This is a genomic window from Mesorhizobium sp. M0088, assembly GCF_040322895.1.
Taxonomy (GTDB): Bacteria; Pseudomonadota; Alphaproteobacteria; order Rhizobiales; family Rhizobiaceae; genus Mesorhizobium.
Window position 1 is genome coordinate 18,456 of the sequence record NZ_JAMYUI010000039.1, and the last position, 22,720, is coordinate 41,175.

Consider the following 22,720-nt stretch of genomic DNA (forward strand, 5'->3'; position numbering starts at 1 on the left):
TAACTGGTCTCGTGGCGGTCAGGTCATCGGCTGCGACGCTAGTCTCCGGGTTTACGGATAAACCGATGCCAAGGTTGTCGATCAGTTTGTTGGGTGCGTTGCTGGGCTTCTGCCTGGTCACTGCCGCTGTCGGACAATCGGACGCAAAGGTGACGCTCACAACCCGGAGCGAACGGTGCGCCAATCTCAGCCACCAATTTGATGAAGCCCTCGAAACCCACGCCACGGCAACGCAGGTCACCGCGGCAAAGGCACTTCAGAGAAAGGGCAACCGGTACTGCGCCGCCAAGAAACAGGCGCAGGGCATCCGGATGCTCGCCAATGCTTTGAAGCTGCTTGGAGTGACGCCGAACGACCCGGTTCAGTAACACTCAGAAACTTGACCCGCATAAAAAGGAAACGAAGCCATGAAAAAGTCCATCCTCTCCGCCACCGGTCTCGCCGTCGCTCTGGCTTTCGCGATGCCGGCTCTCGGCAACGCCGCCGCCACCACGACCGCTGCTCCGGCTGCTTCGACGACCACAGCTCCGGCGACTGCCGCTCCGGCCAAGGCTGCTCCGAAGAAGGTCGTTAAGAAGACCGTCAAGAAGCACAAGAAGGCTGCCGAGAAGGCCGTCAAGAAGGACGCCCCGAAGACGTAATCAGGTCCGGCATAAAATGCCGGCTGTTGGCCAAGGACGCTCCAGCTGGTTTCGGCTGGAGCGGCCTTCTTCCTGTCCGAGCCACCGAAGCCCTGACGAAGTCTGGCACCGGCAGCTTCCGCCTCGACTGACACTTAACCCGTTTGCAACGCCGGCCGTGTAGGACAATCCGCATGAAGAAGCGGCTTTCGTCCATTTTGCGCTCGATGGTGATCGGCGGCCTGGTTGCCACCGGCGTCGCCAGGGTGCTGATCCTGTTCACCGCCAGCCCGGTGCCCGATCCGGCCACCGGACGCACCGAGCCTTCGCTGTTCGCGCCGGCGATTTCCACCAACTGGGACTACATCACGCCGGCACAGACCTGGCTGCTGATCGTGCTGACAGGCGCGACGTTGATCTGCGTCGCCGCGTGGCCGATCACGGTCTGGCTGGAACGCCGGGCGGATGCGGGTGGAAACCGCTTTCACCCCGATATCCGGCCCGCCACGACCGCGCGGCAGATTCCCAGCCGCCGCATGTTCGGCCGCCAGGGCCGTTGAACGGCAACCGACACTTTCCCACATGATTGTGAATGGCCGCGTCGGCGGACACTGGTTTTCGCGCGTCGACCAAAATGGACGACCGCTTTCGCTGGTGCCAGAATGGCGGCAGGGTTGCTACGCCAGAGCAATTCACCGTTTCGTGGAAACGGCGAACCGTTCTGATCCTTTGTCTTGACGCAATTCCGGGCGGAAAACCCTTTTACACTTTTCCTGGAATTGCTCTAACTGTCGGTTCCAATGCCTGAAATCACCACAAAACCGCGCGTCCAGGTCAAGCCGCAGGTCGAACGGCCAAAGCTCTACAAGGTCATCCTCATCAATGACGATTTCACGCCGCGCGAATTCGTCGTGACGGTGCTGAAGGGTGAGTTCAAACTCAGCGAAGACCAGGCGCATCGGGTGATGATCACCGCGCATCGTCGCGGCGTCTGCGTCGTCGCCGTGTTCACCAGGGATGTCGCCGAGACCAAGGCGACGCGCGCCACCGATGCCGGCAAGGCCAAGGGCTATCCGCTGATGTTCACGACGGAGCCGGAAGAGTAGCTCTACCGTCCTTCGCGGTACCACATCGAACCCATTGCCAGAAGCAGCAGGCCGAGGCCGAGGAAGCCGCCGAACAGCGGCACGCGCGAGACGGCCTTGAGCACGCTGTCGTCCGTGGTGCGCAGTCCGATCCAGTCGTTGCCGGACGCAGCACCAGCCGAGCGCACCGGCACGATGGAAGGCAGCGTCACGTCGCTGCCAAGGGCTGTGGACGACGCCAGCCGGCGCACGCTGCCGCCGGTGGCTTCAGCCGGCGCCTTCAGCCGGCTTTCGGTGGAAATGACGTCGGCGAATTCCGGTGCGTTGACCGGCCCGACATGGGCGAGCGCGGTGAGGTCGCCATTGGCGACCTGATAGAGGCCGATCTCGCTGGTCTCGACGCTGCCGAGGAAAACGCCGGGCTCGGATTTCTTGAGCTTGACGGTCAAGGTCTTGCCGGACGGGGTGATGATCTGCGCGGGGCCGGGATCGTCGGCCATCGTCTGGCGGCGGATTTCCAGCACCATGCCGCGGCCGTCGGCGGTCAGCCGCTCTTCCTCGAGCTCAGGCTCCTTCATCAGCCAGTGGGCGATGCGCCGGTAGAGCTGGACATGCGGGCCGCCGCCCTCGAAGCCGCGCGCCCACAGCCAGCCCTGATCGGACAGCAGCATGCCGACGCGGCCTTCGCCCTTACGGTCGAGCAACAACAGCGGCCGGTTGTCGGCGCCCTTCATCACCACTGCGCCTTCGGGATTCTGCACGCCGATGGTGCGGAACCAGCGGCTCCAGTGCGGCGGCTCGGTGGCAGAGCCATCCAGCCCACGCGTCACCGGGTGGCGCTGGCCGAGTTCGGTGAGGCGCGGATAGAAGGCCTTGTCGACCACCTCGCCGGTCGGCATCGCCGGCAGGGCGGACATCAGCGGCGTACGCGCGATCGAGCTTTCGCCGGCATATTCGGGGCCGGCCGCGATCAGCAGCGCGCCGCCCTTTTCGACATATTCGGAGATGTAGTCGTAATAGAGGATCGGCAGCACGTCGCGGTGCTGGTAGCGGTCGAAAATGATGAGGTCGAAATCCTTGATCTTCTCGACGAACAGTTCGCGGGTCGGGAAGGCGATCAGCGACAATTCGTTGATCGGCGTGCCGTCCTGCTTTTCCGGCGGCCGCAGGATGGTGAAATGGACGAGATCGACCGAGGCGTCGGATTTCAGCAGGTTGCGCCAGGTGCGTTCGCCGGCATGCGGCTCGCCGGAGACGAGCAGCACGCGCAAGTTCTCGCGAATGCCGTCGATGAGCGCGATGGCGCGGTTGTTGGTGTCGGTCAGTTCGCCCGGCTCGCGATCGATGGCGAGTTCGACGATGTTGCGGCCGGCGCCCGGAATGGTGACCTGCAACGGCATCGCCTGGCCGACTGTGGCGTGCTCGACCGCGACCTGTTCGCCATTGACCGAAACGCGCACATCGACCGGGCCGGTCTCGTTTTCGGTCGAGATGACGCGGTAGGTCATGTCGAGCGGCTTGCCGACAAGGCCGAAGCGCGGGGCGTTCTCGAAACGTATGCGGCGATCCTTCTCGTGATCGTTGCCGGTTATCAGCGCATGCAGCGGAGCGTTGAAATCGGGCGCTCCCGGGGGGGCGTCATGGACCTCGCCATCTGTGATCATGATGGCGCCGCCGATGCGTGACGGCGGCACGTCGCGGAAGGCGCCTTCAAGCGCGCCGAACAGCCGTGTCTCGGTGCGTTCCTCGGCGGCCTCGGATTTGCCGGCCTCGACGACGCGCACGTCGAACTGCTTGAAGCGGCCAAGCCGCTGCTGCAGCCCGGCCAACGCCTCGTCGGTCTGCTTGGTGCGGTCGCCGATATCCTGGCTCTGGCTGCGGTCGACGACGAGGGCGACAACACTTTTCAGCGGCTCGCGCTCCTCGTTGAGGAACACCGGGTTGAACAAAGCGGCGGCGAGCGCCAGAAGGGCGATGAAGCGGAAGACCGAACCGCGCTGGCGAAACCACAGGCCGACCAGCGCAAGCAGCGCCAGCGGCACCAGCGCCAAGGTCAGCAGTGGCCAGGAGATCAGCGGTTCGAAGGAGATCGACCAGTTCATTCCTTACCCTCCTCTTTTTGGGGAGGGTTTATCCGCGACCGGAGGGCATCAAACAAACTCATTCTACTGCCCCAGCCGTTCGAGCAGTATGGGCACGTGCACCTGGTCGGATTTGTAGTTGCCGGTCAGCATGTACATCATGATGTTGACGCCGGCGCGCAGCGCGTAGATGCGCTGCATCGGGTCTGCCGGCACGGTTGGCAGCAGCGCATCCCCGTTCTCGTCGACCGCCCAGGCGCCAGCGAAATCATTGGCGGTGATCATGATCGGCGAGACGCCATCGCCGGTACGCACCGGCCGGTTCTCGGCGTTGCTGGCGTCGAGCGAGGCCTCGACCCAGAGCGGGCTGCCGGCGAAGCGGCCGGGGAATTCGGGCAGGATGAAGAAGGATTTGGTCAGCACGTGGTCGGACGGTACCGGTTCCAGCGGCGGCACGTTGAGATTGCCGAGGATGTCGCGCAGCCGCTCCGTCGCCGGGCTGGTCGAATCGGCGCCGATGCCGTTGGCGAACTGGTCGCGGGTGTCGAACAGCACCGTGCCGCCTTGCTGCATATAGGCGTCGACGCGGGCGATCGCTGCCTGGCTGGGCATCGGTGCGGCCGGATCGATCGGCCAGTAGATCAGCGGGTAGAACGACAACTCGTCCCTCGAAATGTCGACGCCGGCCGGCTCGCCCGGTTCCAGCGCCGTCTTCTCGACCAGAAAGCGCGTCAGCCCCTCGAGCCCGGCGCGGCTGATCGAATCGTCGCCCGGCACGCCGGTCAGCACATAGGCGATGCGGGTCTTCGAAATCGCCTCGATGGCAATTTCGTCACCCGGCTTGGCGTCGTCGGCGCGGGCAAGGTCGGCATGACCGAACAAGCTACCCAGCGCAATCAGGACGGCGGCGGTGGTTGTCACGGCACCGGCGCGGCGCGGCCGGCGTGAAAACAGGCCGCCCATCCAGAACACCGCCAGCGTATCAAGCAGCATCAGCACCAGGGCGGCCGCGACCAGCGTGCCTTTCAAATTGCGCGATTCGTCAAAGGCATACTGGATCGAGGTGACCGGAACAGTGATTCGCGGGCGCGCCAGCGGGGCCAGCGTGCTGTCGGCTTCCAGCAGATTGTGGGCAAATACACCCGTCTCGGAACCATAGAGACCGGGCGGGTTTTCAAAAGTCACCGGCAGCGCGCCGGCGCCCGGTACAAGCGGCCGTGCATCCGGCGTCGGTGGCACCAGCGAGCCGTCTGCTGCAATCATGCGATAAGGCGCCAGCGACGCCGCGGCCGCTTCGGCATTGGCGATGGCCGCGCCCTGGTTGCGCGACAGCTGCACGATGCGGCGCAGCATCTCGACGAAGCTGCCAGAGATCGGCAGGTTCGACCAGGTTGCCTCGGGGGTGACGTGGAACAGCACCAGCGTGCCCTTGCCTTTCTTCAGTCCGGTGACCAGCGGCGTGCCGTCGGCAAGGGCCGCCCAGGTGCGCTCGACGATATCGGGTGTCGGCTCGGCCAGCACCTGCCTGCTGACGGTGACCTCGGTCGGCGGCGCCAGATCGGCGAACGGGCCGGCCTTGGGGAATTCGGTGACAGGCTGCGGCGACGTCCATGACAGCGCGCCGCCGAGCGAACGCTCGCCGGTGCGCAGGCGGACCGGCAGCAAATCGTCGTCATCGCCCGCCGTGGCCAGCCGCGAACCGGCGAAACGCACCAGCGTGCCGCCATTGTCGACCCAATCGACAAGTCTCTGCCGGACCTGTCCGGGAATGGTGCCGATATCGGCCATAACGATCATCGCGGGCTTCTGGTCGAGGATTTGCGGGATGGCGTCGGCAAGATCGGCGCTGGAGGGTTCGACCAGATCGGCGAAGGGCTGCAGCGCCCGCCTGATGTAGTAGAGCGGCGACAAAAGCGGCTGTGCCTGGTCGGCTTCGGCCTGCGACAGCAGTCCGACGCGGCGGCGCTTGGAGCTTTCGTCGAGGACGCGGACCGCGCCGGCCTGTCGCTCGCCGTCGAGCGCGATGGAAGCGAAGTCGTTGCGCAGCTCGAACGGCACCGCCATGGTGCCGGTGGCGGTGGTTTCGCCAGGCGAAAAGGTCAGCGTCGCATCGGCGATGCGGCGGCCCTTGTCATCGAAGGCGCCGGCGGTGACCTGAGCCGGGGCAGGGTCGCCCGGCGCGCGGATGGCGGTCAGTGCAAAGCCGTCGACCTGGTTGTCGGCGGCGGTCAGGCCGGTCAGCGACAGCCTGTCCGCGGTTGCCCAGACGACACGCGCGGCATTTTTCGACAAAAGCGTGTTGAAGGCGGCTTCATCGCCCTTTGCCGCCAGGCCGTCGGCAAGCACGGCGACGCTGGCCCCGGGCAAGGTCTCCAGCACGCCGGCCACGCGGGCATAGATGGCGGGCCGGTCGGTCGGGATCGGCCGCGGCTTGGCGGCGCGCAGCCGGTCAAGCGCGGTGGCGGCATCGAACGGGCCGACCTCGGCATTGGCCTTTTCGGCGGTGAAGGCGATGACGACCGGCACGCCGTTGGCGCCGGCATCGTTGATCAGCCGCTCGGCGGTGGCGACGCGTTTGCCCCAGTCGGCGGCACTTGCCCAGTCATTGTCGATGACCAGGGCAAGGGCGGCTCCCTCGGCCGGCAGCTTTTCGCGCGGGTTGAAGACCGGGTCGGCCAATGCCGCGACGATGAGGGCCGCCATCAAGAGCCTGAGCAGCGTCAGCCACCACGGGCTCTGCTGCGGCGTCTCCTCGCGCTTCAGCACGCGCGCCAGGATCTTCAGCGGCGGGAAGATTTCGGTCTGCGGCTTGGGCGGCGTCAGCCTGAGCAGCCACCAGATCACCGGCAGTGCCAGCAGGCCCCACAGCACCATGGGGGCGCCAAAGGAAAGCGGCAGCCAACTCATGCGACAGCCTTTCCTGGCCGATCGCCACCGGCGATCGTGCCGGCACGACTGCCGGCGGTCGGCCTGGCCGAGGGGCCGTCAGCAGTCATCGCCATGTGCAGCCGCACCAGCGCGTCGGAGGCGAGCCGATCGGTGTGGTTGACGGTAAAGCTCCAGCCAAGACGTTTGCACCAGGCCGCCAGTTCGTGGCGCCGGGCGGCGTAGAGCAGGCGATACTCATCGCCGAGCATTTCGGCGCGGCCGGCGGTCAGCTTGTCGCCGGTCTCGGGATCGGTGAACTCGGTTCGGCCGGCATAGGGGAAGGTCTCCTCGGCCGGGTCCGCGACCTCGATCAGGTGCGCGCGCACGCCGTGGCGGGCCAGCACGTCGAGCCAGGCCATCGTCTCTTCGACCGGATCGAGGAAGTCGCTGACGATGACGATGTCGCAGAAGCGCCTGATGTCGGACAGGTCGGGTTTTGCCGGCAAATCGCCGGCATGCATCAACTGGGCGGCGATGCGTTCGGCGCCGTTGCGGGCGGTGAACGGGTCGGTGAGGCCCGGCCAGGCGATGCGCTCGCCGCTGCGCGACAACAGTTCGGCCATGGCCAGCGCCAGCACCAGCGCGCGCGATTGCTTGGAAACGCTGGCGCCGGTGGATTTGTAGAGCATCGACGGCGAGGGGTCGGCCCACAGCCAGACCGTATGGGCGGCTTCCCATTCGCGGTCGCGCACATAGGTGTGGTCGTCGCGGGCCGAGCGGCGCCAGTCGATGCGCGAGGAATCTCCCTCGACATAGGGCCGGAACTGCCAGAAATTTTCACCGATGCCGCGCTTGCGGCGGCCATGCCAGCCGGCGATCACGGTGTTGACGATGCGGCGCGCCTCGACCAGCAGGTCTGGCACAAGCGAGGCTCGCAACCGGCCACGGGCGAGCGCGTCGCGCGTCGCTGCCGGAGCCTGGACCTCGCCGATGCGCGGCATCAAATCCCTTTCACGAGTTTCGCCACCACGTCACGCACGCTGGTGCCTTCGGCGCGGGCGGCGAAGGTCAGCGCCATACGATGCTGCAGCACCGGCTCGGCCAGCGCACGCACGTCGTCAACCGAGGGCGCCAGCCGTCCGTCGTAAAGCGCGCGCGCCCTTGTGCACAGCATCAGCGCCTGGCTGGCGCGCGGGCCGGGACCCCAGGCGACGTTCTTGTCGGTCTCGGCATTGCCTTGGCCGGGACGCGCCGAGCGCACCAGCGTCAGGATCGCCTCGACGACGCTTTCAGGCACCGGCATGCGGCGGATCAGCGTCTGGATCTCCTTCAGCCGCACCGGCTGCAGCACGTTTTGCGCTTTCGCGTCCTCGATGCCGGTGGTTTCCAGAAGGATGCGGCGCTCTGCCTCGATCTCGGGATAGAGGATATCCACCTGCATCAGGAAGCGGTCTAGCTGGGCCTCGGGCAACGGATAGGTGCCTTCCTGCTCCAGCGGGTTCTGGGTTGCCAGCACATGGAAGGGGGCCGGCAGGTCATGGCGGGCGCCGGCAATGGTGACGTGGTATTCCTGCATGGCCTGCAGCAGCGCCGACTGGGTACGCGGCGACGCGCGGTTGATCTCGTCGGCCATCAGCAACTGGGCGAAGATCGGCCCGGAGATGAAGCGGAAGGAGCGTTTGCCGGTTTCGTCCTGCTCCATCACTTCGGAGCCGAGGATATCGGACGGCATCAGGTCCGGCGTGAACTGGATGCGACGCGAATCGAGGCCGAGCACGATGCCAAGTGTTTCGACCAGTTTGGTCTTGGCGAGGCCCGGCACGCCGACCAAAAGCGCATGGCCACCGGCCAGCAGCGCCACCAACGTGCGCTCGACGACGCTTTCCTGTCCGAAGATGACCCGGCCGACCCCGTCACGAATCCGGGAGATGTCGGCAAGCGCCTTTTCGGCCTCGGCGATCATGTCCTTTTCGCTGATCGGGCTTTCCTTGACCATCACGCTCATGCCGCATCGATCCTTGTGGTTGGAATACCATGGCTGGAACAACGGCTGCACCATACCATAAGTTGCCGCGATTCGGCCTCGCGTGGCGCCTATGTCGAAACTTAAATCACAGACTTAGGCTGACAAGCGCAACAACAGTGACTATTTCGTGACCATGACCGGACCCTTGGGACATCGTGAAGAAAGCCTGACGGATGCCACCGAGGCGCGTGGCCTCGAGGCGCTCATCTCGCGCGCCGCCCGTGCCGGCAAGGGCGCGGCACCCGTCGAACGCTGGAATCCCGACTTCTGCGGCGATCTGGACATGGAGATCAAGTCCGACGGCACCTGGTTCTATCTGGGCACGCCGATCGGGCGCATGCCGCTGGTGCAGCTTTTCTCCTCGGTGCTGCGCAAGGACGCCGATGGCAGGACCTATCTGGTGACACCGGTGGAAAAGGTCGGCATCCGCGTTGCCGATGCGCCGTTCATCGCCGTCGAAATGGACGTTTCGGGTAGCGGCGAAGCGCAGACCATCACCTTCCGCACCAATGTCGGCGATGTCGTCGAGGCCGGGCCGGAACGGCCGCTGCGCTTTGTCGACGAGAACGAGACCGGCGGATTGAAGCCCTATGTGCTGGTGCGGGGCCGTCTGGAGGCGCTGGTGGCGCGGCCGGTTATGTATGAGCTGGTCGGGCATGGCGAGGAGGTCGAGATCGGCGGCGAGACGATGTTCGCGGTGCGCTCCAAGGGCGCCGTGTTCCCGATCATGCCGGCGGACCAGTTGAAGCGGCTGAGCGCGTGATGGACCAGGTGACGCCGGCGCCGTTTTCATCCGCGGATTTTCGCGCGCGTTTTGCCGTGCAGCCCGATGCGCATGCCGGCGACGATTATGGCGATCATCGCTTCAACCCCGGCCATCCGCGCCTCGACCAGGGCAAGGCGCTGCGCAATGCCGCGGTGCTGATCCCGGTGGTCGATCATGAGGGCGATGCGACGGTTCTCCTGACCAAGCGGGCTGAAAAGCTGCGCAGCCATTCGGGGCAGGTGGCATTTCCCGGCGGTACCATCGATCCGACCGATCCGAGCCCTGAGGCGGCGGCGCTGCGCGAGACTTTCGAGGAGATCGGGCTTGGCCGAGACCGCATCGAGATCATTGGCCGCATGCCCGACTATGTGGCCGGCAGCGGCTACCGCATCGCGCCGGTGCTGGGCATCGTGCTGCCCGGTTTCCAACTGACGCTCAACGCCGACGAGGTCGACGCCGCTTTCGAAGTGCCGCTGCGCTTCCTGATGGATCCGGCCAACCACAAGCGCGACAGCCGTATGTGGAACGATCTCGAATGGTTCTTCTACGACATGCCTTACGGCGACCGGCGCATCTGGGGCGTCACCGCCGGCATCATCCGTACCCTCTATGAAAGGCTCTATGCGTGAGTGTCTCGATCGCGGACAGGGCCGACTGGCTCGGCGACAAGCATCTGCAGCGCCTGCTGTTCGCACTGGCCGAAGGCGGTGAAGAGGCGCGAGTCGCCGGCGGCGCGGTGCGCAACACGCTGATGGGCCAGCCCGTCGCCGACATCGACATCGCCACCACCTGCCTGCCGCAGCAAACCCTCCGCCGCGCCGAAGCGGAAGGGTTCAAGGCGGTGCCAACCGGCATCGAACATGGGACAATCACCGTGGTTGCCGGCGGAAAACCTTATGAAATCACCACCTTGCGCGCCGATATCAAGACCGACGGGCGACGCGCGAAAGTGTCGTTCGGGCGCGACTGGAAGCTTGACGCCGAGCGGCGCGACTTCACCATCAATGCGCTCTATGCCGAGGCCGACGGCAGGGTTGTCGACCTGGTCGGCGGCATTGCCGACATCGAGGCACGCCGGCTGCGCTTCATCGGCGACCCGGAAGCGCGTATCCGCGAGGATTATCTGCGTATCCTGCGCTTCTTCCGCTTCTTCGCCTGGTACGGCGATGGACGGCCGGACGCCGAAGGGCTGAAAGCCTGCGCCCGGCTTAAGGAAGGGCTGGCCCAGCTTTCGGCCGAGCGCATCTGGTCGGAACTGAAGAAGCTCTTGTCGGCGCCCGATCCGTCACGGGCGCTGCTCTGGATGCGGCAGGCAGGCGTCTTGACCGCAGCGCTGCCGGAAAGCGAGAAATGGGGCATCGATGCCATCCATGGGTTGGCCAAGGCCGGGAAGGATCTGGGCTGGGCACCCGACCCGCTGCTCAGACTGGAAGCGATCGTGCCGCCCGATGCCGCTCGCATGAAGACGCTCGCCGAGCGGCTCAAATTCTCGACAGCCGAAGCGGATCGCCTGCGCCACTGGGCGCTTGCCACCGCCGTCGAACCGAAGACGACCGAGGGCGAACTGGCGAAAAGGCTCTATCGCGGCGACCGGAACGGGTTTGTCGACCGGCTGCGGCTGTCGCTTGCGGCAGCCAGGGTGCGCGCCGTCGAGGACAATGAGGCGCTGCTCGAAGCCGGTGGCTTTTCGCGCCTGCTTGCCTTCGCCGTCAAATGGGAAAAGCCGTTGTTTCCGCTGAAAGGTGCCGATCTCACGGCGCTCGGCGCAACTCCAGGACCGAAACTCGGCGAAATCCTCAGGAATCTCGAGGCGGAATGGGTCGAAGCCGGGTTTACCCCTGATCGCGACGCGCTCCTCAAGCGCGCCGCCGAAGCCTTGAAGGCCGGGTAGATCAGGCCGCGTCGCGGCTCTTTTCGATGCGCGAGCGGATCGCCTCGATCATCGTCTCGCGGATGACCGTCTCACCATGCGTCTCGCGCATGTGCTCGACGGCACGGCGCATGACCTCGGCCTCCTCGTCGGCACGCGTGTGCCAGTCACAGCCGGGCACGAGCGACCCGCAGTGAAATTCCTTCATGAGATTTCTCCTTTTCCTCCGTGAAGCCTGGTCGAGGCTCCGGTACTTTTTTTGGCTCATGGTCCAGTTCCAGGGTTGAATCCACGGACCGCGAGCGGGTGAGAAGCATAACACAGATGGGGCGGCATTGGTTGCGGTCAACGGCAAACAGGCGGAGCAGCGCTGCTCCGCCCTCTTAACACTATCCCGAAACAGGACCGGACATCGTCTCATCCTGCTCTGGCGGGCAAGCCATCATTTTGCGGCCTTGACGGCCTCGGCGACCTTGTTCTTGCCCTTCATATCCCATGAGACACGGACTTTTTCACCGACCTGCAGGCCAGGATCCTTGAAGGTCTTGGGAAGCGTAAAAGACGATCCATCGTCGAGGACCAGACTCATGGCCGTTGCGTCAAAGGTCTTGATCGTTCCGGTGGTGTGCTTGACGGCGGCGAATGCCACCGAACCGGAAGCGAGAAGGGCAGCGGCGGCCGCCGAAACAATGATCTTGCGCATTGCGAAGTACTCCTGGAAGTAGGGCATCCCTCTCTATGAGGTGCCCCGCGTCGTCTGGGCCGTCCGGTCGCGTCGGGTCGCGGCTCGCTTTGTCTGACGCAATTCCGGTCGGAAAGCCGTTTCGCACTTTCCTGGAATTGCGCGCAGGCGAACCGCCGGCGCTTCCCGACCCGGCCCCACAAATAGGCCAGTCTTTTCAACGGCCTATTAGACGAAAAAGAAATTTTGCGCCGCACCGTATGCCACATTCCATGCCCATTTCGAGCGAATGGGACATCAATGCGACTCACGCAGGGCTCACCATTTTGTTACGGCCAGCGGACCTCGGGCGGCAGGCTGGAGAGAATGGACGCGACATTGCCGCCGGTCTTCAGTCCGAAGATGGTGCCGCGATCGTGAAGCAGATTGAATTCGACATAGCGGCCGCGGCGGATGAGCTGTTCGTCACGGTCGCCATCGGTCCAGTTCTCGTTGAAGTTGGCGCGCACGAGGTGACCGTAGACGACGAGAAAGGAGCGGCCGACATCCTGGACAAAGTTGAAATCGGCATTCCAGCCGCCTTTGTCCTCGCCCGAATGCAGCCAGTCGAAGAAGATGCCGCCGGTGCCGCGCGGCTCGTTGCGGTGCGACAGATAGAAGTACTCGTCGCACCAGGTCTTGAATTTCGGGTAATCGGCGACCGCGGCATTCTTCTCGCAAGCGAATTGCATGGCGCGGTGGAAGGCGAGGGTATCAGGGTCGTCCTGGGTGCGGCGGCGATCGAGCACCGGTGTCAGATCGGCGCCGCCGCCGAACCATTGGCTGGAAGTGACCACCATGCGCGTGTTCATGTGCACGGCCGGAACGTTGGGATTCCACGGGTGCGCGATCAGCGAAATGCCGGATGCCCAGAAGCGTGGGTCTTCCTCGGCACCGGGCATCTGCTTCCTGAATTCGGGCGAGAACTCGCCATGGACGGTCGAAGTGTGGACGCCGACCTTTTCGAAGACGCGGCCGTGCATCATCGACATGGTGCCGCCGCCGCCGCGCCCCTCGTCACGTTCCCATGGCGTCTTCTCGAAGCGGCCGGGCGACCACGAGGCCAGCGGCCCGCCAAGGTCCTGCTCGATCTGCTCGAAGGTGGCGCAGATGCGTTCGCGCAGGGCCTCGAACCACAGCCGTGCCTTCATCTTCTTTTGTTCGATGTCGGCGGGCAGGCCTGCCGGTATTTCTGGTCGTTCCAAGTGCCGTCTCCGGTTGGGGCGGCGAGTCCCACAAATGACTCGTCTTTTGCCGGCGCGATCCCTAATCTCTTAAGGGCAAGGGTCAAGTCACTTTGGTTTTGCGCATGATCCTTTCCGAAACTCGATACCGATTTCGGGTCATGCGCCAGGTGCAAGGAGTTGTTTCGTGCGCACCCCGGCAAGACCGCCGCTGGATGGCCTGAAGAGAAGGCTCGACCAAAGCCGTGCCGAGCGCGTGCGTATGCCGCGTGACGGTTTCCTGCGCGAGACCTTCGTGCTGCCGCGCTCCGATGCGCGGCTCAAGGCCAAGGAATGGTTCGAGCGCTTTCCCAAGCAGGCCTACTGGACCGAGATCGAAAGCTGGTTCGAGCGGCCGGGCGACCTGATTGAGTTCACCATCAGGCGGTTGCCAGCGGCTGACTAGGATGTCCTTGAGAGAGGCGGAGCAACCAGCCTTCTTGCCCCTGTCCCCTCGCGCGCCAGCCGGTCGCCCTTGTTGCGCAGCGGGCATTTGTCGATGGACATGCAGCCGCAGCCGATGCAGTCGGTCAGCCCGTCGCGCAGTTTCTTCAACTGGGCGATCTTGTGGTCGAGCCCGTCGCGCCAGGCGGTCGACAAAAGGTTCCAGTCGTCGCGCGTCGGCGTGCGGCCTTCGGGCAGTGATTCAAGTGCGGCACCGATTTCGGCCAGCGAGATGCCGACCTCCTGTGCAACCTTGATGATCGCCACGCGCCGCAGCACATCGCGGCCGTAGCGGCGCTGGTTGCCCGACGTGCGATGGCTGCGGATCAGGCCGCGGGCCTCGTAGAAATGCAGCGCCGACACCGCCACCCCGCTGCGCATGGCCACCTGGCCGACCGTCAATTCCGTTATAGGCGCCATGTCTGATTTTCCGCCCCGATTTTTCCGCTTGACCTCAAGTTAAGTTGAGCTTGTAGCGAAGAAACCCTGGATGTGCAAACGAAGGAGAAGGCGATGTGCGCCTGGGTCAAGATGACGGGAGACGGACTGCCGTTATCCGAGTTGCCGGACGACTTCGCCCGCCACCATGGCGACGGAGAGCGCGACGTTGATGCTGCGCGCCGTACCCTGCATCGGGATGGTCAGCCGCGTATCCGCCGCCTGATGGACAGGATCCGGCACGCCTGCGGATTCCCGGCCGAACAGGAGTATGTCGCCTTCGGCGAAGATGAAGCTGGTGTAGGCCGTCGTGGCTTTGGTCGACAGCAGCACCAGCCGGCGCGAACCAGCCTTGCGCCATTCCTCGAAGGCATGCCAGTCGACATGCCGGGTCAGGGCAGCCATTTCGAGGTAGTCCATGCCGGCGCGCTTGAGCGCTTTGTCGGAGAGCGGAAATCCGGCCGGTTCGATGATGTCGACGCCAAGTCCGAGGCACGCGGCGAAGCGCAGGATTGTCCCGGTGTTGCCGGCAATGTCAGGCTGGTAGAGCGCGATGCGGAGACGACAGTTCATTTCCGCGTCCTTCTAATAAGTGGCGGATCGGCCACAGCAGCTTGGCGGTTTTGGAAATTGCTGGACCTGCGGGTGGCCATTTTCTGCGAAGTCGGGTATACAGCCAGCATTGTCAACCCGAACCGATGGAGGGGTAATTCATGATGACCATGCACATCCAGCGCCCCTCTCGTGGGCTTACCTGCCTGCCGGCGGTTTCGGTACGACGATTCTCCTGACTCTCTAAGACTTGATCGCACCGATTCCCGCCGAAACGATTTTTCGGCTCTCGAAGGAATCCTGCGATGTTTTTCAAAAAGTCAAAAGGGCTGAACGCCCCACCTGAACCTGTCCGGACCGATGCTTGTCATGTCCAGACCGACGCAATGCGTGCCTCCGGCCGAATGCCGGCGGACGATATTGCTTCGCCTTTTTATCTCGATTTTCACACGGAGGACGGACCGATGTTCGATCCCTACAGAATACCTGGCTCGAGGAGCCTGCATATCCATCGACTGCCGACCTGGGCGCTGCTGATCGGCGACACCTATTCGTCGGCGGTGCACGCCGAGGTTCGCCGCCGGCCGCATCGCGGCATGCTGCCGGATGTCGATTTTTCGCGCGCGGTTCCCGATCTGAGCCGGCCTTCGCTGGTGCGCCGGATCATCCGGCTGATCCGGCCGGGCGCGAAAAACCGGGCTGGCGGCACCGTGTCGTCAGGATCGTCTGGCGCAGCTGTCGGCGAAAAGCCCGCGAGCCCCTATATTGCGCGAAGCAGGGCCGACGGTCCGGGTGATTCCAGACCGTCGGCCCTTGACGCCATGGGTTCCGGGGATTTCGTACGCTCACGTGCCGCGTAAGCGGCAAACACATTTCACAGGCATAACCTATGTTGTTGTTTAGCTGGTTTGAAAAAAGGCTCGATCCGTTCCCCGCAGCGGAACCGGTCGAGCCGCCCAAGACGCTGGTTGCCTTCTGCCTGCATTATACGCGCGGCGCATGGCCCTATATCCTTTTCGACGCGGTGCTGGTGACGGCCATCGCGATCGCGGAAGTATGGATGTTCGGCTTCCTCGGCCGCATCGTCGACTGGCTGTCGGGGCAGAATCGCGAAACCTTCCTGCAGACGGAAGCCTGGAAGCTCGCCGGCATGGCCTTCATCGTGCTGTTCGCGCTGCCGGGCACGGTATGGCTGCATTCGTTTCTCAACCAGCAGACGCTGATGGGCAATTATCCCATGCGCATCCGCTGGCAGGTGCACCGCTATCTGCTCAAGCAGTCGATGAGTTTCTACCAGGACGAGTTCGCCGGCCGCATCGCGACAAAGCTGATGCAGACGGCTCTCGCCGTGCGGGAATGCGTCATCAAGGTGATCGACGTCCTGAACTACGTTATCGTCTATTTCCTCGGCATGCTGCTCATCGTCGGCTCGGCCGACTGGCGGCTGGCCGCGCCGCTAGGCGTCTGGCTGGTCGGCTATATCCTTTTGCTGCGCTACTTCATCCCGCGGTTGGGCAAGGTCGGCGAGGAGCAGGCCAATGCGCGCTCGATCATGACCGGCCGGGTCGTTGACAGCTACTCCAACATCCAGACGGTCAAGCTGTTCAGCCATGCACGCCGCGAAGCGTCATTCGCCAAAGACGGCATGTCCGGCTTTCTCGAAACGGTCTACCGGTCGATGCGGCTGGTGACAGTGCTTTTTGGCTCGCTTTACATCCTGAATGCATTGCTCTTGTTCTCCGTCACCGCGATGGCGTTGTGGCTGTGGCTGGGGCAAGCCGTGACGATCGGCGCGGTCGCCGTGGTCATCGGCCTTGTGCTCAGGATGTGGGGCATGTCGCAATGGATCATGTGGGAAATGTCGGGCCTGTTCGAGAACATCGGCACGGTGCAGGACGGCATCGCCTCGATCTCGCTGCCGCGTCTTGTCGAGGACAGGCCGGACGCGAAGGAGATCAGCGTTTCCAGGGGTGAGATCCGCTTCGAGGATATCCGCTTCCACTACGGCAAGCAGAAGGGTGTGATCGAAGGCCTGTCGCTGGCGGTGAAGCCGGGCGAGAAGGTCGGCATCGTCGGCCGCTCCGGCGCCGGCAAGTCGACGCTGGTCAACCTGTTGCTGCGCTTCTACGACCTCGAAGCCGGGCAGATATTGATCGACGGCCAGGAGATCGCCGGTGTGAAGCAGGATTCGCTGCGTGCGCAGATCGGCATGGTCACGCAGGACACCTCGCTGCTGCATCGTTCGGTGCGCGAGAACATCCTCTATGGCCGGCCCGATGCCACCGACGAGATGCTTGTCGAGGCAGCGCGGCGCGCCGAGGCGCTGGATTTCATATCAGGGCTTTCGGATGCCGGTGGCCGGAAGGGCTTCGATGCCCATGTCGGCGACCGCGGGGTCAAATTGTCCGGCGGCCAGCGTCAACGCATCGCCATTGCTCGCGTTATGTTGAAGGATGCGCCAATACTTATCCTTGACGAAGCGACCTCGGCGCTTGATTCCGAAGCCGAGGCGGCGATCCAGGAGAACCTCTACAAGCTCATGCAAGGTAAGACCGTCATCGCCATCGCGCACCGGCTGTCGACCATCGCGGCGATGGACAGGCTGGTGGTGATGGACAAAGGCCGTGTCATCGAGGAAGGTTCGCACGAGGAACTCGTCGCCCGCGGCGGGCTCTACGCCCAGCTCTGGCAGCGCCAGTCGGGCGGGTTCCTGCTTGAGGGCGGTCCCGCCGACCCCGCCAACGATGCACTTGCAAAGGGGCAAGCCGCAGAATGATGGCCGCCGCATGATGACTGCCGTCTATCGCTGGTTCGAGAACTGGGTCTATCCGTTCAGGGAGCCAGCGAATCTTCGGCCACCGACCAGCGTCGGCGGTTTCCTCTGGCACTATGTCGGCCAGGCGAAGTTCGCCTTCTTCGCCATGCTGGTCATCGGCGGCATCGCGCCGCTGGTCGAGGCCGGTCTGTTCTACTTCGTCGGGCGGCTGGTCGATATTCTCGACCAGCTTCCCGCCGAGCGCAGCTGGCACGCACTGTGGGCCGCCGCCGGTCCTGAACTGGTTTTCATGGTCGTGGTGGTGCTGGTCATCCGCACCGTCGTCGTCGGCCTGTCGGCGCTGGTCGATGAGCAGTCCATCACGCCGGGCTTCTACAATCTGGTGCGCTGGCAGGCACACCGGCATGTCTCGCGCCAGTCCTACGCCTTTTTCCAGAACGATTTCGCCGGCCGCATCGCGACAAAGGTCTGGCAGGCGGGGCAAGCCACCGGCGACCTGATGGAAAGCTTCATCGAGGTCGTCTGGTTCATGATTGTCTACACGGTGACGACGCTGGCGCTGGTCGCAGGCCTCGATCTCAGGCTGGCGGTGCTGGTGGTGATCTGGATTTCCGCTTTCGCTTGGCTGGCCAAGCTCTACTTGCCGGCAATCCGCAAGCATGCCGAGGAAACCGCCGAGGCCGGCTCGATGATCACCGGCCGCATCGTCGATTCCTATTCCAACGTGCAGACGCTGAAACTGTTCTCGGCCGACGGCGACGACCGCTACATCAGGAACGGTTTCGACATCTACCTCGACGCATTGCGCCCGTTCACCCGCCGGCTGACCGGCGTGCGCATGGCGTTGACGACGCTGTCGGGCATTATGATCACGGCGATCGGCTGCTTTGCCGTTTATCTCTGGGTCGAGGGCTCGATCACCGTCGGCGCGGTCGCCTTCACGCTGTCGCTGGTGCTGCGGCTCAACATGCTGCTCGGCCGGCTGATGATGCAGCTCAACAGCATCTTGCGAAACCTCGGCGTGCTGGAGAACTCCAAGGCGCTGATTTCGCAGCCGCTCGGCCTCACCGACGCGCCCGACGCCAAGGAACTTGTGGTGGCAGGTGGGCGTATCGAGGTGAAGAACGTCGAGTTCCATTACGGCAAAGGGTTCGGCGTGCTGAACGGCATCGACCTTGTCGTCAAGCCGGGCGAGAAGGTCGGGCTGGTCGGACCGTCGGGCGCCGGCAAGACGACGCTCGCGAACCTGATCCTGCGGCTCTACGATCTGGAGGGCGGCTCCATCATGATCGATGGCCAGGACGTCTCCGATGTCACGCAAAATTCGCTGCGCGCCAATATCGGCGTCGTCAGCCAGGACACGGCGCTGTTCCACCGTTCACTGCGCGACAACATCAAGCTCGGCATGCCAGATGCGACCGATGCGGAGGTGATCGCGGCGGCGAAAAAGGCCGAGGCGCACGAGTTCATCCTGACCTTGCGCGACAACAGGGAACGCGCCGGCTACGAAGCCTTTGTCGGCGAGCGCGGCGTCAAACTGTCGGGCGGACAGCGCCAGCGCGTGGCGATCGCCCGCGTGTTTCTCAAGGATGCGCCAATCCTGATCCTCGACGAAGCGACCTCCGCACTCGATTCCGACATCGAGGCGGCGATCCAGGAGAATCTGACGCGGCTGATGGAAAACAAGACGTTCATCGCCATCGCCCACCGGCTGTCGACGATCGCGGCACTCGACCGACTGGTGGTGCTCGACGGCGGCCGCATCGTCGAACAGGGCACGCATGACGAGTTGGTAGCACTCGACGGGCTCTATGCGCGGCTGTGGAAGCGGCAGTCCGGCGGTTTTCTCTATCACGAGGACAGCATGCTCGAAGAGACACGCCCGGCGGAGTAGCTCCATGGGTGGATCAACAGGCGCCATCTCAGAGGTCGGCTACGTTCTCAAGCGGCTCCGGCCGACCATGCCGGCTTTCGACACGCTGAAGGAAGAGAGCCGGCAGGAAGGCTACTGGATGCTGGTGCGCCTGACGGATGGCTGGGCAAGTGGCCGCAACAAGTTCCTGAAACGGGGCGAGGCGCTGTACGGAGCCTGGGATGGAAGGGAACTCGCCGGCGTGTGCGGGTTGAACATCGATCCCTATTTCGAGGCCAGGGACCAGGGCCGGGTCCGGCACCTGTTCGTCAGTGCGCGCCACCGTCGCGCCGGCCTTGGCCGGATGCTGGTTGAAACCGTTATCGACAGGGCACGTCACCATTTCGCCGCGCTGAACACCCGCGCGCCGCAAGAGGCTTTTGGTTTTTACGCACGGCTTGGATTTACGCACGTGGAAGGCGAAGAATTCGTCACTCACCGCATGATTTTCGGGAAAGGAGGCTGAAATGTCCTTGCGTCCGCCATCTCATCTTGCCGGCGGCTCGGCCGCCGAAGCCGCCTTCGACGCGCTCGGCCATGAAATATTGGCGGAAAAGGCGGCAGCACTCGGCCGCGCCGGCCAGCGGGTAGAGGAAACGCTGGCCAGGCTGCGCGACAATGCCGACGAGCAACTGCGCCCCCGGCTGCTCAAGGATGCCGCCGAGGCGGTGCATGGCTATTTCATCCAGCGCGAGCTGTGCGGCTTGCGCAAGCACGATGCCGTCATTCGTGAATACAACATCCCGAGAGCGGTGCTGGCCAGGCTCGGCGCGAAATAGGGGTCACTCCAGCCATTCGGTGATGAAGCTGCCGTTTTCATGGATGTCGGTCGTTTCCAGCGGGCCTGGGCCGAGATTGGTGAATTTGTGCGGCGTGTTGGGCGGCACGATCAGGATCTGGCCGGCGGATGCCTCGATCTCCTGGTCGCCGACAGTGAACAGGCCGGTGCCCTGGCGGATGATGAAGATCTCCGCGTAGGGATGCGTGTGCAGGCGGGGGCCGCCGCCGACGCCAGGCAAATAGTTGAAGATCAGGCAGGAGTTGGAGCCGTAGGCGCCACATTGCAATTCGCCCTTCCAATGGTCGGAGCGAACAGACCAGGTGTCGCGGTCTATGACGTGTGCCATGATACAAGGATAGACCCGGCTGGCGCCTTGTGTCGAGCCGAACAGGGGCGTCGGATTTGCGGTTGTTTCCCGGTTGTTTAGCGATGTTTGGCGGCTATCCGGCGTCGCGTTGAGCGGTGGCGGATTTTGTCCCCGCGACAATCTGCCCTTGTGCCTTCACCCGTCTGGACAAAAACGGGCTTCACGCATAAACCGAAGTCCAAATGCCGGAGGAATTCGCAAGCCTGTTCGCCATGCGCTGTCGGGTTGGCGTAATTGAGCGGGGAACAAGGCTCAGCCACCGGCACGGAAGAGGCGAAAGGATCAGGCACCCGTGAGCGCAACCGACACCCAGGATCCCAACCGTCGTGATTTTCTCCACGTCGCCACCGGCATGGCCGCAGTGGTCGGCGCGGGTGCCTTCGCGTGGCCGTTCATCGACCAGATGCGCCCCGATGCCTCGACGCTGGCGCTCGCTTCCGTCGAAGTCGACGTCGCCTCGCTGACGCCGGGCATGTCGCTGATCGTCAAATGGCGCGGCAAGCCGGTCGTGGTCCGCAACCGCACCGAACAGGAAATGAAGGACGGCGAGGCCGTCAAGCTGGCCGATCTCAAGGACCCGATCGCCCGCAACGCCAATCTGCCGGCCGATGCACCGGCGACCGACGCCAACCGCACCACACCCGGCAAGGAAGCCTGGATGGTGATGGTTCAGGTCTGCACGCATCTCGGCTGCATTCCGCTTGGCCAGGAAGGCGATTTCGGCGGCTGGTTCTGCCCATGCCACGGCTCGGTCTACGACACGGCCGGACGCATCCGCCAAGGCCCGGCGCCTGAGAACATGGCGGTGCCGGTATTCAAGTTCATTTCCGATACCAAGATCCTTATCGGTTGAGGCAGGGGACATTTCGATGAGCGAGGGACACTCGACCTATACGCCCAAAACCGGTCTCGGACGCTGGTTCGACGCCCGTATGCCGCTGCCGCGGCTGGTCTATGACAGCTTCGTCGCCTATCCGGTGCCGCGCAACCTCAACTACGCTTGGACGTTTGGCGGCATCCTGTCGATCATGCTGGTGGCGCAGATGCTGACCGGCATCGTGCTGGCCATGCACTACACGGCCGACACCAATCTCGCCTTCGGCTCGGTCGAGAAGATCATGCGCGACGTGAATTCGGGCTGGCTGCTGCGCTACATGCATTCGAACGGCGCCTCGTTCTTCTTCGTCGCCGTCTACATCCACATCTTCCGTGGCCTCTATTACGGCTCCTACAAGGCGCCGCGCGAGCTGCTGTGGATCCTCGGCTGCATCATCTATCTCCTGATGATGGCGACCGGCTTCATGGGCTACGTGCTGCCATGGGGCCAGATGAGCTTCTGGGGTGCCACCGTCATCACGGGTTTCTTCAGCGCCATTCCGCTGGTCGGCGACTGGATCCAGCAGCTGCTGCTCGGCGGCTTTGCCGTCGACAACCCGACGCTGAACCGCTTCTTTGCGCTGCACTATCTGTTGCCGTTCATGATTGCCGGCGTCGTCGTTTTGCACATCTGGGCGCTGCATGTCGTGGGCCAGTCGAACCCGACGGGTATCGAGGTCAAGTCGAAGACCGACACTGTCGCCTTCACCCCCTACGCGACCATCAAGGACGCGTTCGGCATGATCGTGTTCCTGTTCTTCTTCGCCTATTTCGTCTTCTACCTGCCGAACTATCTCGGCCATCCCGACAACTACATCGTCGCCAACCCGCTGAAGACGCCGGCCCACATCGTGCCCGAATGGTACTTCCTGCCGTTCTACGCGATCCTGCGCGCCATCACCTTCAACGTCGGGCCGATCAACTCCAAGCTCGGCGGCGTGCTGTGCATGTTCGGCGCCATCGTCATGTTGTTCCTGGTGCCGTGGCTCGACACTTCGAAGGTACGCTCGGCCGTTTACCGGCCCTGGTACAAGCTGTTCTTCTGGCTGTTCGTGGCCGATGCCATCCTGCTTGGCTGGCTGGGCTCGCAGCCGGCCGAAGGCAGCTATGTGTTCATGGCGCAGATGGCGACATTGTTCTACTTCGCCTTCTTCCTGATCGCGCTGCCGGTGCTCGGCCTGATCGAGACGCCGCGACGGCTGCCGAACTCGATCACCGAGGCGGTCCTCGAGAAGAACAAGGGCGGCAGCGGACATCCGGCGGGCGCTACGGCGGCGCCGGAAACCAAAGGCTGAGCGGGTAGAGAATCTAAGG

General features: G+C 63.9%; 25 protein-coding genes. 15 read left to right on the forward strand and 10 right to left on the reverse strand.

The window, feature by feature from the left end; all coding sequences use genetic code 11:
- The first annotated feature begins 65 nt into the window (after positions 1-65).
- From NKJ67_RS32815 to clpS, 4 genes are all read left to right on the forward strand, one after another.
- A complete protein-coding gene (locus NKJ67_RS32815; RefSeq protein WP_127266560.1) occupies positions 66-368 on the forward strand; it encodes a hypothetical protein in 303 nt (100 codons plus the stop codon).
- A 39-nt stretch (positions 369-407) separates the two neighbouring features.
- Positions 408-641 (forward strand): hypothetical protein, encoded by a 234-nt coding sequence (locus tag NKJ67_RS32820; RefSeq protein ID WP_013529962.1) that lies wholly within the window; start codon positions 408-410, stop codon positions 639-641.
- A 173-nt stretch (positions 642-814) separates the two neighbouring features.
- Positions 815-1,180, forward strand: a complete 366-nt coding sequence (locus NKJ67_RS32825; protein ID WP_127266561.1) for a hypothetical protein — start codon at positions 815-817, stop codon at positions 1,178-1,180.
- Positions 1,181-1,420: 240 nt separating this feature from the next.
- Positions 1,421-1,726, forward strand: a complete 306-nt coding sequence (clpS, locus tag NKJ67_RS32830; protein ID WP_023809857.1) for an ATP-dependent Clp protease adapter ClpS — start codon at positions 1,421-1,423, stop codon at positions 1,724-1,726.
- A 2-nt stretch (positions 1,727-1,728) separates the two neighbouring features.
- Here the strand turns inward: clpS and NKJ67_RS32835 are convergent, their stop codons facing one another.
- The 4 genes from NKJ67_RS32835 to NKJ67_RS32850 form a co-directional block, all read right to left on the reverse strand.
- Positions 1,729-3,807 carry a hypothetical protein gene (locus NKJ67_RS32835; RefSeq protein ID WP_352585469.1) on the reverse strand — a complete coding sequence of 693 codons (2,079 nt, stop codon included), beginning with the start codon at positions 3,805-3,807 and terminating at the stop codon, positions 1,729-1,731.
- Between the two features lie 63 nt (positions 3,808-3,870).
- Positions 3,871-6,693, reverse strand: coding sequence for a DUF4159 domain-containing protein (locus tag NKJ67_RS32840; RefSeq protein ID WP_352585471.1), 2,823 nt, complete (start codon positions 6,691-6,693; stop codon positions 3,871-3,873).
- Positions 6,690-7,655, reverse strand: coding sequence for a DUF58 domain-containing protein (locus NKJ67_RS32845; RefSeq protein WP_256747473.1), 966 nt, complete (start codon positions 7,653-7,655; stop codon positions 6,690-6,692). The genes NKJ67_RS32840 and NKJ67_RS32845 overlap by 4 nt, the downstream gene beginning before the upstream one ends.
- Entirely contained in the window at positions 7,655-8,659 is a 1,005-nt protein-coding gene (locus tag NKJ67_RS32850) for an AAA family ATPase (protein WP_013529968.1), read from the reverse strand. The genes NKJ67_RS32845 and NKJ67_RS32850 overlap by 1 nt, the downstream gene beginning before the upstream one ends.
- Positions 8,660-8,813: 154 nt before the next feature.
- Between NKJ67_RS32850 and NKJ67_RS32855 the strand changes: the two genes are divergently transcribed.
- The 3 genes from NKJ67_RS32855 to NKJ67_RS32865 are packed head-to-tail and all read left to right on the forward strand — an operon-like array spanning position 8,814 to position 11,337.
- Positions 8,814-9,443: a DUF1285 domain-containing protein gene (locus NKJ67_RS32855; RefSeq protein WP_127271874.1), complete on the forward strand. Its 630-nt coding sequence runs from the start codon at positions 8,814-8,816 to the stop codon at positions 9,441-9,443.
- On the forward strand, positions 9,443-10,075 hold the full coding sequence (locus NKJ67_RS32860; RefSeq protein ID WP_352585474.1) for a CoA pyrophosphatase: 633 nt from the start codon (positions 9,443-9,445) through the stop codon (positions 10,073-10,075). Before NKJ67_RS32855 ends, NKJ67_RS32860 begins: the two co-directional genes overlap by 1 nt.
- Positions 10,072-11,337, forward strand: coding sequence for a CCA tRNA nucleotidyltransferase (locus NKJ67_RS32865; protein WP_352585476.1), 1,266 nt, complete (start codon positions 10,072-10,074; stop codon positions 11,335-11,337). The genes NKJ67_RS32860 and NKJ67_RS32865 overlap by 4 nt, the downstream gene beginning before the upstream one ends.
- A 1-nt stretch (position 11,338) precedes the next feature.
- Here the strand turns inward: NKJ67_RS32865 and NKJ67_RS32870 are convergent, their stop codons facing one another.
- From NKJ67_RS32870 to hemF, 3 genes are all read right to left on the reverse strand, one after another.
- Complete coding sequence (locus NKJ67_RS32870; protein WP_127269428.1) at positions 11,339-11,524, reverse strand: DUF1059 domain-containing protein; 186 nt, start codon at positions 11,522-11,524, stop codon at positions 11,339-11,341.
- 234 nt (positions 11,525-11,758) lie between these two features.
- Positions 11,759-12,019 (reverse strand): DUF1344 domain-containing protein, encoded by a 261-nt coding sequence (locus NKJ67_RS32875; RefSeq protein WP_127269427.1) that lies wholly within the window; start codon positions 12,017-12,019, stop codon positions 11,759-11,761.
- Positions 12,020-12,327: 308 nt separating this feature from the next.
- Positions 12,328-13,242, reverse strand: coding sequence for an oxygen-dependent coproporphyrinogen oxidase (gene hemF, locus NKJ67_RS32880; RefSeq protein WP_352585479.1), 915 nt, complete (start codon positions 13,240-13,242; stop codon positions 12,328-12,330).
- Positions 13,243-13,408: 166 nt separating this feature from the next.
- Here hemF and NKJ67_RS32885 point away from each other — a divergent pair, with 166 nt between their 5' ends.
- On the forward strand, positions 13,409-13,666 hold the full coding sequence (locus NKJ67_RS32885) for a hypothetical protein (protein ID WP_127269425.1): 258 nt from the start codon (positions 13,409-13,411) through the stop codon (positions 13,664-13,666).
- On the opposite strand, the gene soxR is transcribed toward NKJ67_RS32885, so the two are convergent.
- Together soxR and NKJ67_RS32895 are read right to left on the reverse strand one after the other, a co-directional pair.
- On the reverse strand, positions 13,663-14,124 hold the full coding sequence (gene soxR, locus NKJ67_RS32890; protein WP_127269424.1) for a redox-sensitive transcriptional activator SoxR: 462 nt from the start codon (positions 14,122-14,124) through the stop codon (positions 13,663-13,665). The genes NKJ67_RS32885 and soxR overlap by 4 nt on opposite strands.
- A 132-nt stretch (positions 14,125-14,256) precedes the next feature.
- On the reverse strand, positions 14,257-14,715 hold the full coding sequence (locus tag NKJ67_RS32895; protein ID WP_352585482.1) for a tRNA (cytidine(34)-2'-O)-methyltransferase: 459 nt from the start codon (positions 14,713-14,715) through the stop codon (positions 14,257-14,259).
- A gap of 443 nt (positions 14,716-15,158) precedes the next feature.
- Between NKJ67_RS32895 and NKJ67_RS32900 the strand changes: the two genes are divergently transcribed.
- Genes NKJ67_RS32900 through NKJ67_RS32920 form a run of 5 tightly spaced genes read left to right on the forward strand, consistent with a single transcriptional unit; the run spans position 15,159 to position 20,161 of the window.
- Positions 15,159-15,554: a hypothetical protein gene (locus NKJ67_RS32900; protein ID WP_127326784.1), complete on the forward strand. Its 396-nt coding sequence runs from the start codon at positions 15,159-15,161 to the stop codon at positions 15,552-15,554.
- A 29-nt stretch (positions 15,555-15,583) separates the two neighbouring features.
- Positions 15,584-17,470 (forward strand): ABC transporter ATP-binding protein, encoded by a 1,887-nt coding sequence (locus tag NKJ67_RS32905; RefSeq protein WP_127271989.1) that lies wholly within the window; start codon positions 15,584-15,586, stop codon positions 17,468-17,470.
- Between the two features lie 10 nt (positions 17,471-17,480).
- Positions 17,481-19,364 (forward strand): ABC transporter ATP-binding protein, encoded by a 1,884-nt coding sequence (locus NKJ67_RS32910; RefSeq protein ID WP_352585485.1) that lies wholly within the window; start codon positions 17,481-17,483, stop codon positions 19,362-19,364.
- A gap of 4 nt (positions 19,365-19,368) precedes the next feature.
- Positions 19,369-19,848, forward strand: a complete 480-nt coding sequence (locus NKJ67_RS32915; protein ID WP_352585487.1) for a GNAT family N-acetyltransferase — start codon at positions 19,369-19,371, stop codon at positions 19,846-19,848.
- A 1-nt stretch (position 19,849) separates the two neighbouring features.
- Entirely contained in the window at positions 19,850-20,161 is a 312-nt protein-coding gene (locus tag NKJ67_RS32920) for a DUF6665 family protein (protein WP_127270963.1), read from the forward strand.
- 3 nt (positions 20,162-20,164) lie between these two features.
- On the opposite strand, the gene NKJ67_RS32925 is transcribed toward NKJ67_RS32920, so the two are convergent.
- A complete protein-coding gene (locus tag NKJ67_RS32925) occupies positions 20,165-20,509 on the reverse strand; it encodes a cupin domain-containing protein (protein WP_127270961.1) in 345 nt (114 codons plus the stop codon).
- A 313-nt stretch (positions 20,510-20,822) separates the two neighbouring features.
- Here NKJ67_RS32925 and petA point away from each other — a divergent pair, with 313 nt between their 5' ends.
- Positions 20,823-21,383 (forward strand): ubiquinol-cytochrome c reductase iron-sulfur subunit, encoded by a 561-nt coding sequence (petA, locus tag NKJ67_RS32930; RefSeq protein ID WP_352585490.1) that lies wholly within the window; start codon positions 20,823-20,825, stop codon positions 21,381-21,383.
- Between the two features lie 16 nt (positions 21,384-21,399).
- A complete protein-coding gene (locus NKJ67_RS32935) occupies positions 21,400-22,701 on the forward strand; it encodes a cytochrome b (RefSeq protein ID WP_127326789.1) in 1,302 nt (433 codons plus the stop codon).
- The last annotated feature ends 19 nt before the right edge of the window (positions 22,702-22,720 follow it).

Coding starts and splice junctions, on each gene's coding strand:
- NKJ67_RS32815 (WP_127266560.1), top strand. CDS start 66: ATGCCAAGGTTGTCGATCAGTTTGTTGGGTGCGTTGCTGGGCTTCTGC.
- NKJ67_RS32820 (WP_013529962.1), top strand. CDS start 408: ATGAAAAAGTCCATCCTCTCCGCCACCGGTCTCGCCGTCGCTCTGGCT.
- NKJ67_RS32825 (WP_127266561.1), top strand. CDS start 815: ATGAAGAAGCGGCTTTCGTCCATTTTGCGCTCGATGGTGATCGGCGGC.
- clpS (WP_023809857.1), top strand. CDS start 1,421: ATGCCTGAAATCACCACAAAACCGCGCGTCCAGGTCAAGCCGCAGGTC.
- NKJ67_RS32835 (WP_352585469.1), bottom strand. CDS start 3,807: ATGAACTGGTCGATCTCCTTCGAACCGCTGATCTCCTGGCCACTGCTG.
- NKJ67_RS32840 (WP_352585471.1), bottom strand. CDS start 6,693: ATGAGTTGGCTGCCGCTTTCCTTTGGCGCCCCCATGGTGCTGTGGGGC.
- NKJ67_RS32845 (WP_256747473.1), bottom strand. CDS start 7,655: ATGCCGCGCATCGGCGAGGTCCAGGCTCCGGCAGCGACGCGCGACGCG.
- NKJ67_RS32850 (WP_013529968.1), bottom strand. CDS start 8,659: ATGAGCGTGATGGTCAAGGAAAGCCCGATCAGCGAAAAGGACATGATC.
- NKJ67_RS32855 (WP_127271874.1), top strand. CDS start 8,814: ATGACCGGACCCTTGGGACATCGTGAAGAAAGCCTGACGGATGCCACC.
- NKJ67_RS32860 (WP_352585474.1), top strand. CDS start 9,443: ATGGACCAGGTGACGCCGGCGCCGTTTTCATCCGCGGATTTTCGCGCG.
- NKJ67_RS32870 (WP_127269428.1), bottom strand. CDS start 11,524: ATGAAGGAATTTCACTGCGGGTCGCTCGTGCCCGGCTGTGACTGGCAC.
- NKJ67_RS32875 (WP_127269427.1), bottom strand. CDS start 12,019: ATGCGCAAGATCATTGTTTCGGCGGCCGCCGCTGCCCTTCTCGCTTCC.
- soxR (WP_127269424.1), bottom strand. CDS start 14,124: ATGGCGCCTATAACGGAATTGACGGTCGGCCAGGTGGCCATGCGCAGC.
- NKJ67_RS32895 (WP_352585482.1), bottom strand. CDS start 14,715: ATGAACTGTCGTCTCCGCATCGCGCTCTACCAGCCTGACATTGCCGGC.
- NKJ67_RS32900 (WP_127326784.1), top strand. CDS start 15,159: ATGTTCGATCCCTACAGAATACCTGGCTCGAGGAGCCTGCATATCCAT.
- NKJ67_RS32905 (WP_127271989.1), top strand. CDS start 15,584: ATGTTGTTGTTTAGCTGGTTTGAAAAAAGGCTCGATCCGTTCCCCGCA.
- NKJ67_RS32910 (WP_352585485.1), top strand. CDS start 17,481: ATGATGACTGCCGTCTATCGCTGGTTCGAGAACTGGGTCTATCCGTTC.
- NKJ67_RS32915 (WP_352585487.1), top strand. CDS start 19,369: ATGGGTGGATCAACAGGCGCCATCTCAGAGGTCGGCTACGTTCTCAAG.
- NKJ67_RS32920 (WP_127270963.1), top strand. CDS start 19,850: ATGTCCTTGCGTCCGCCATCTCATCTTGCCGGCGGCTCGGCCGCCGAA.
- NKJ67_RS32925 (WP_127270961.1), bottom strand. CDS start 20,509: ATGGCACACGTCATAGACCGCGACACCTGGTCTGTTCGCTCCGACCAT.
- NKJ67_RS32935 (WP_127326789.1), top strand. CDS start 21,400: ATGAGCGAGGGACACTCGACCTATACGCCCAAAACCGGTCTCGGACGC.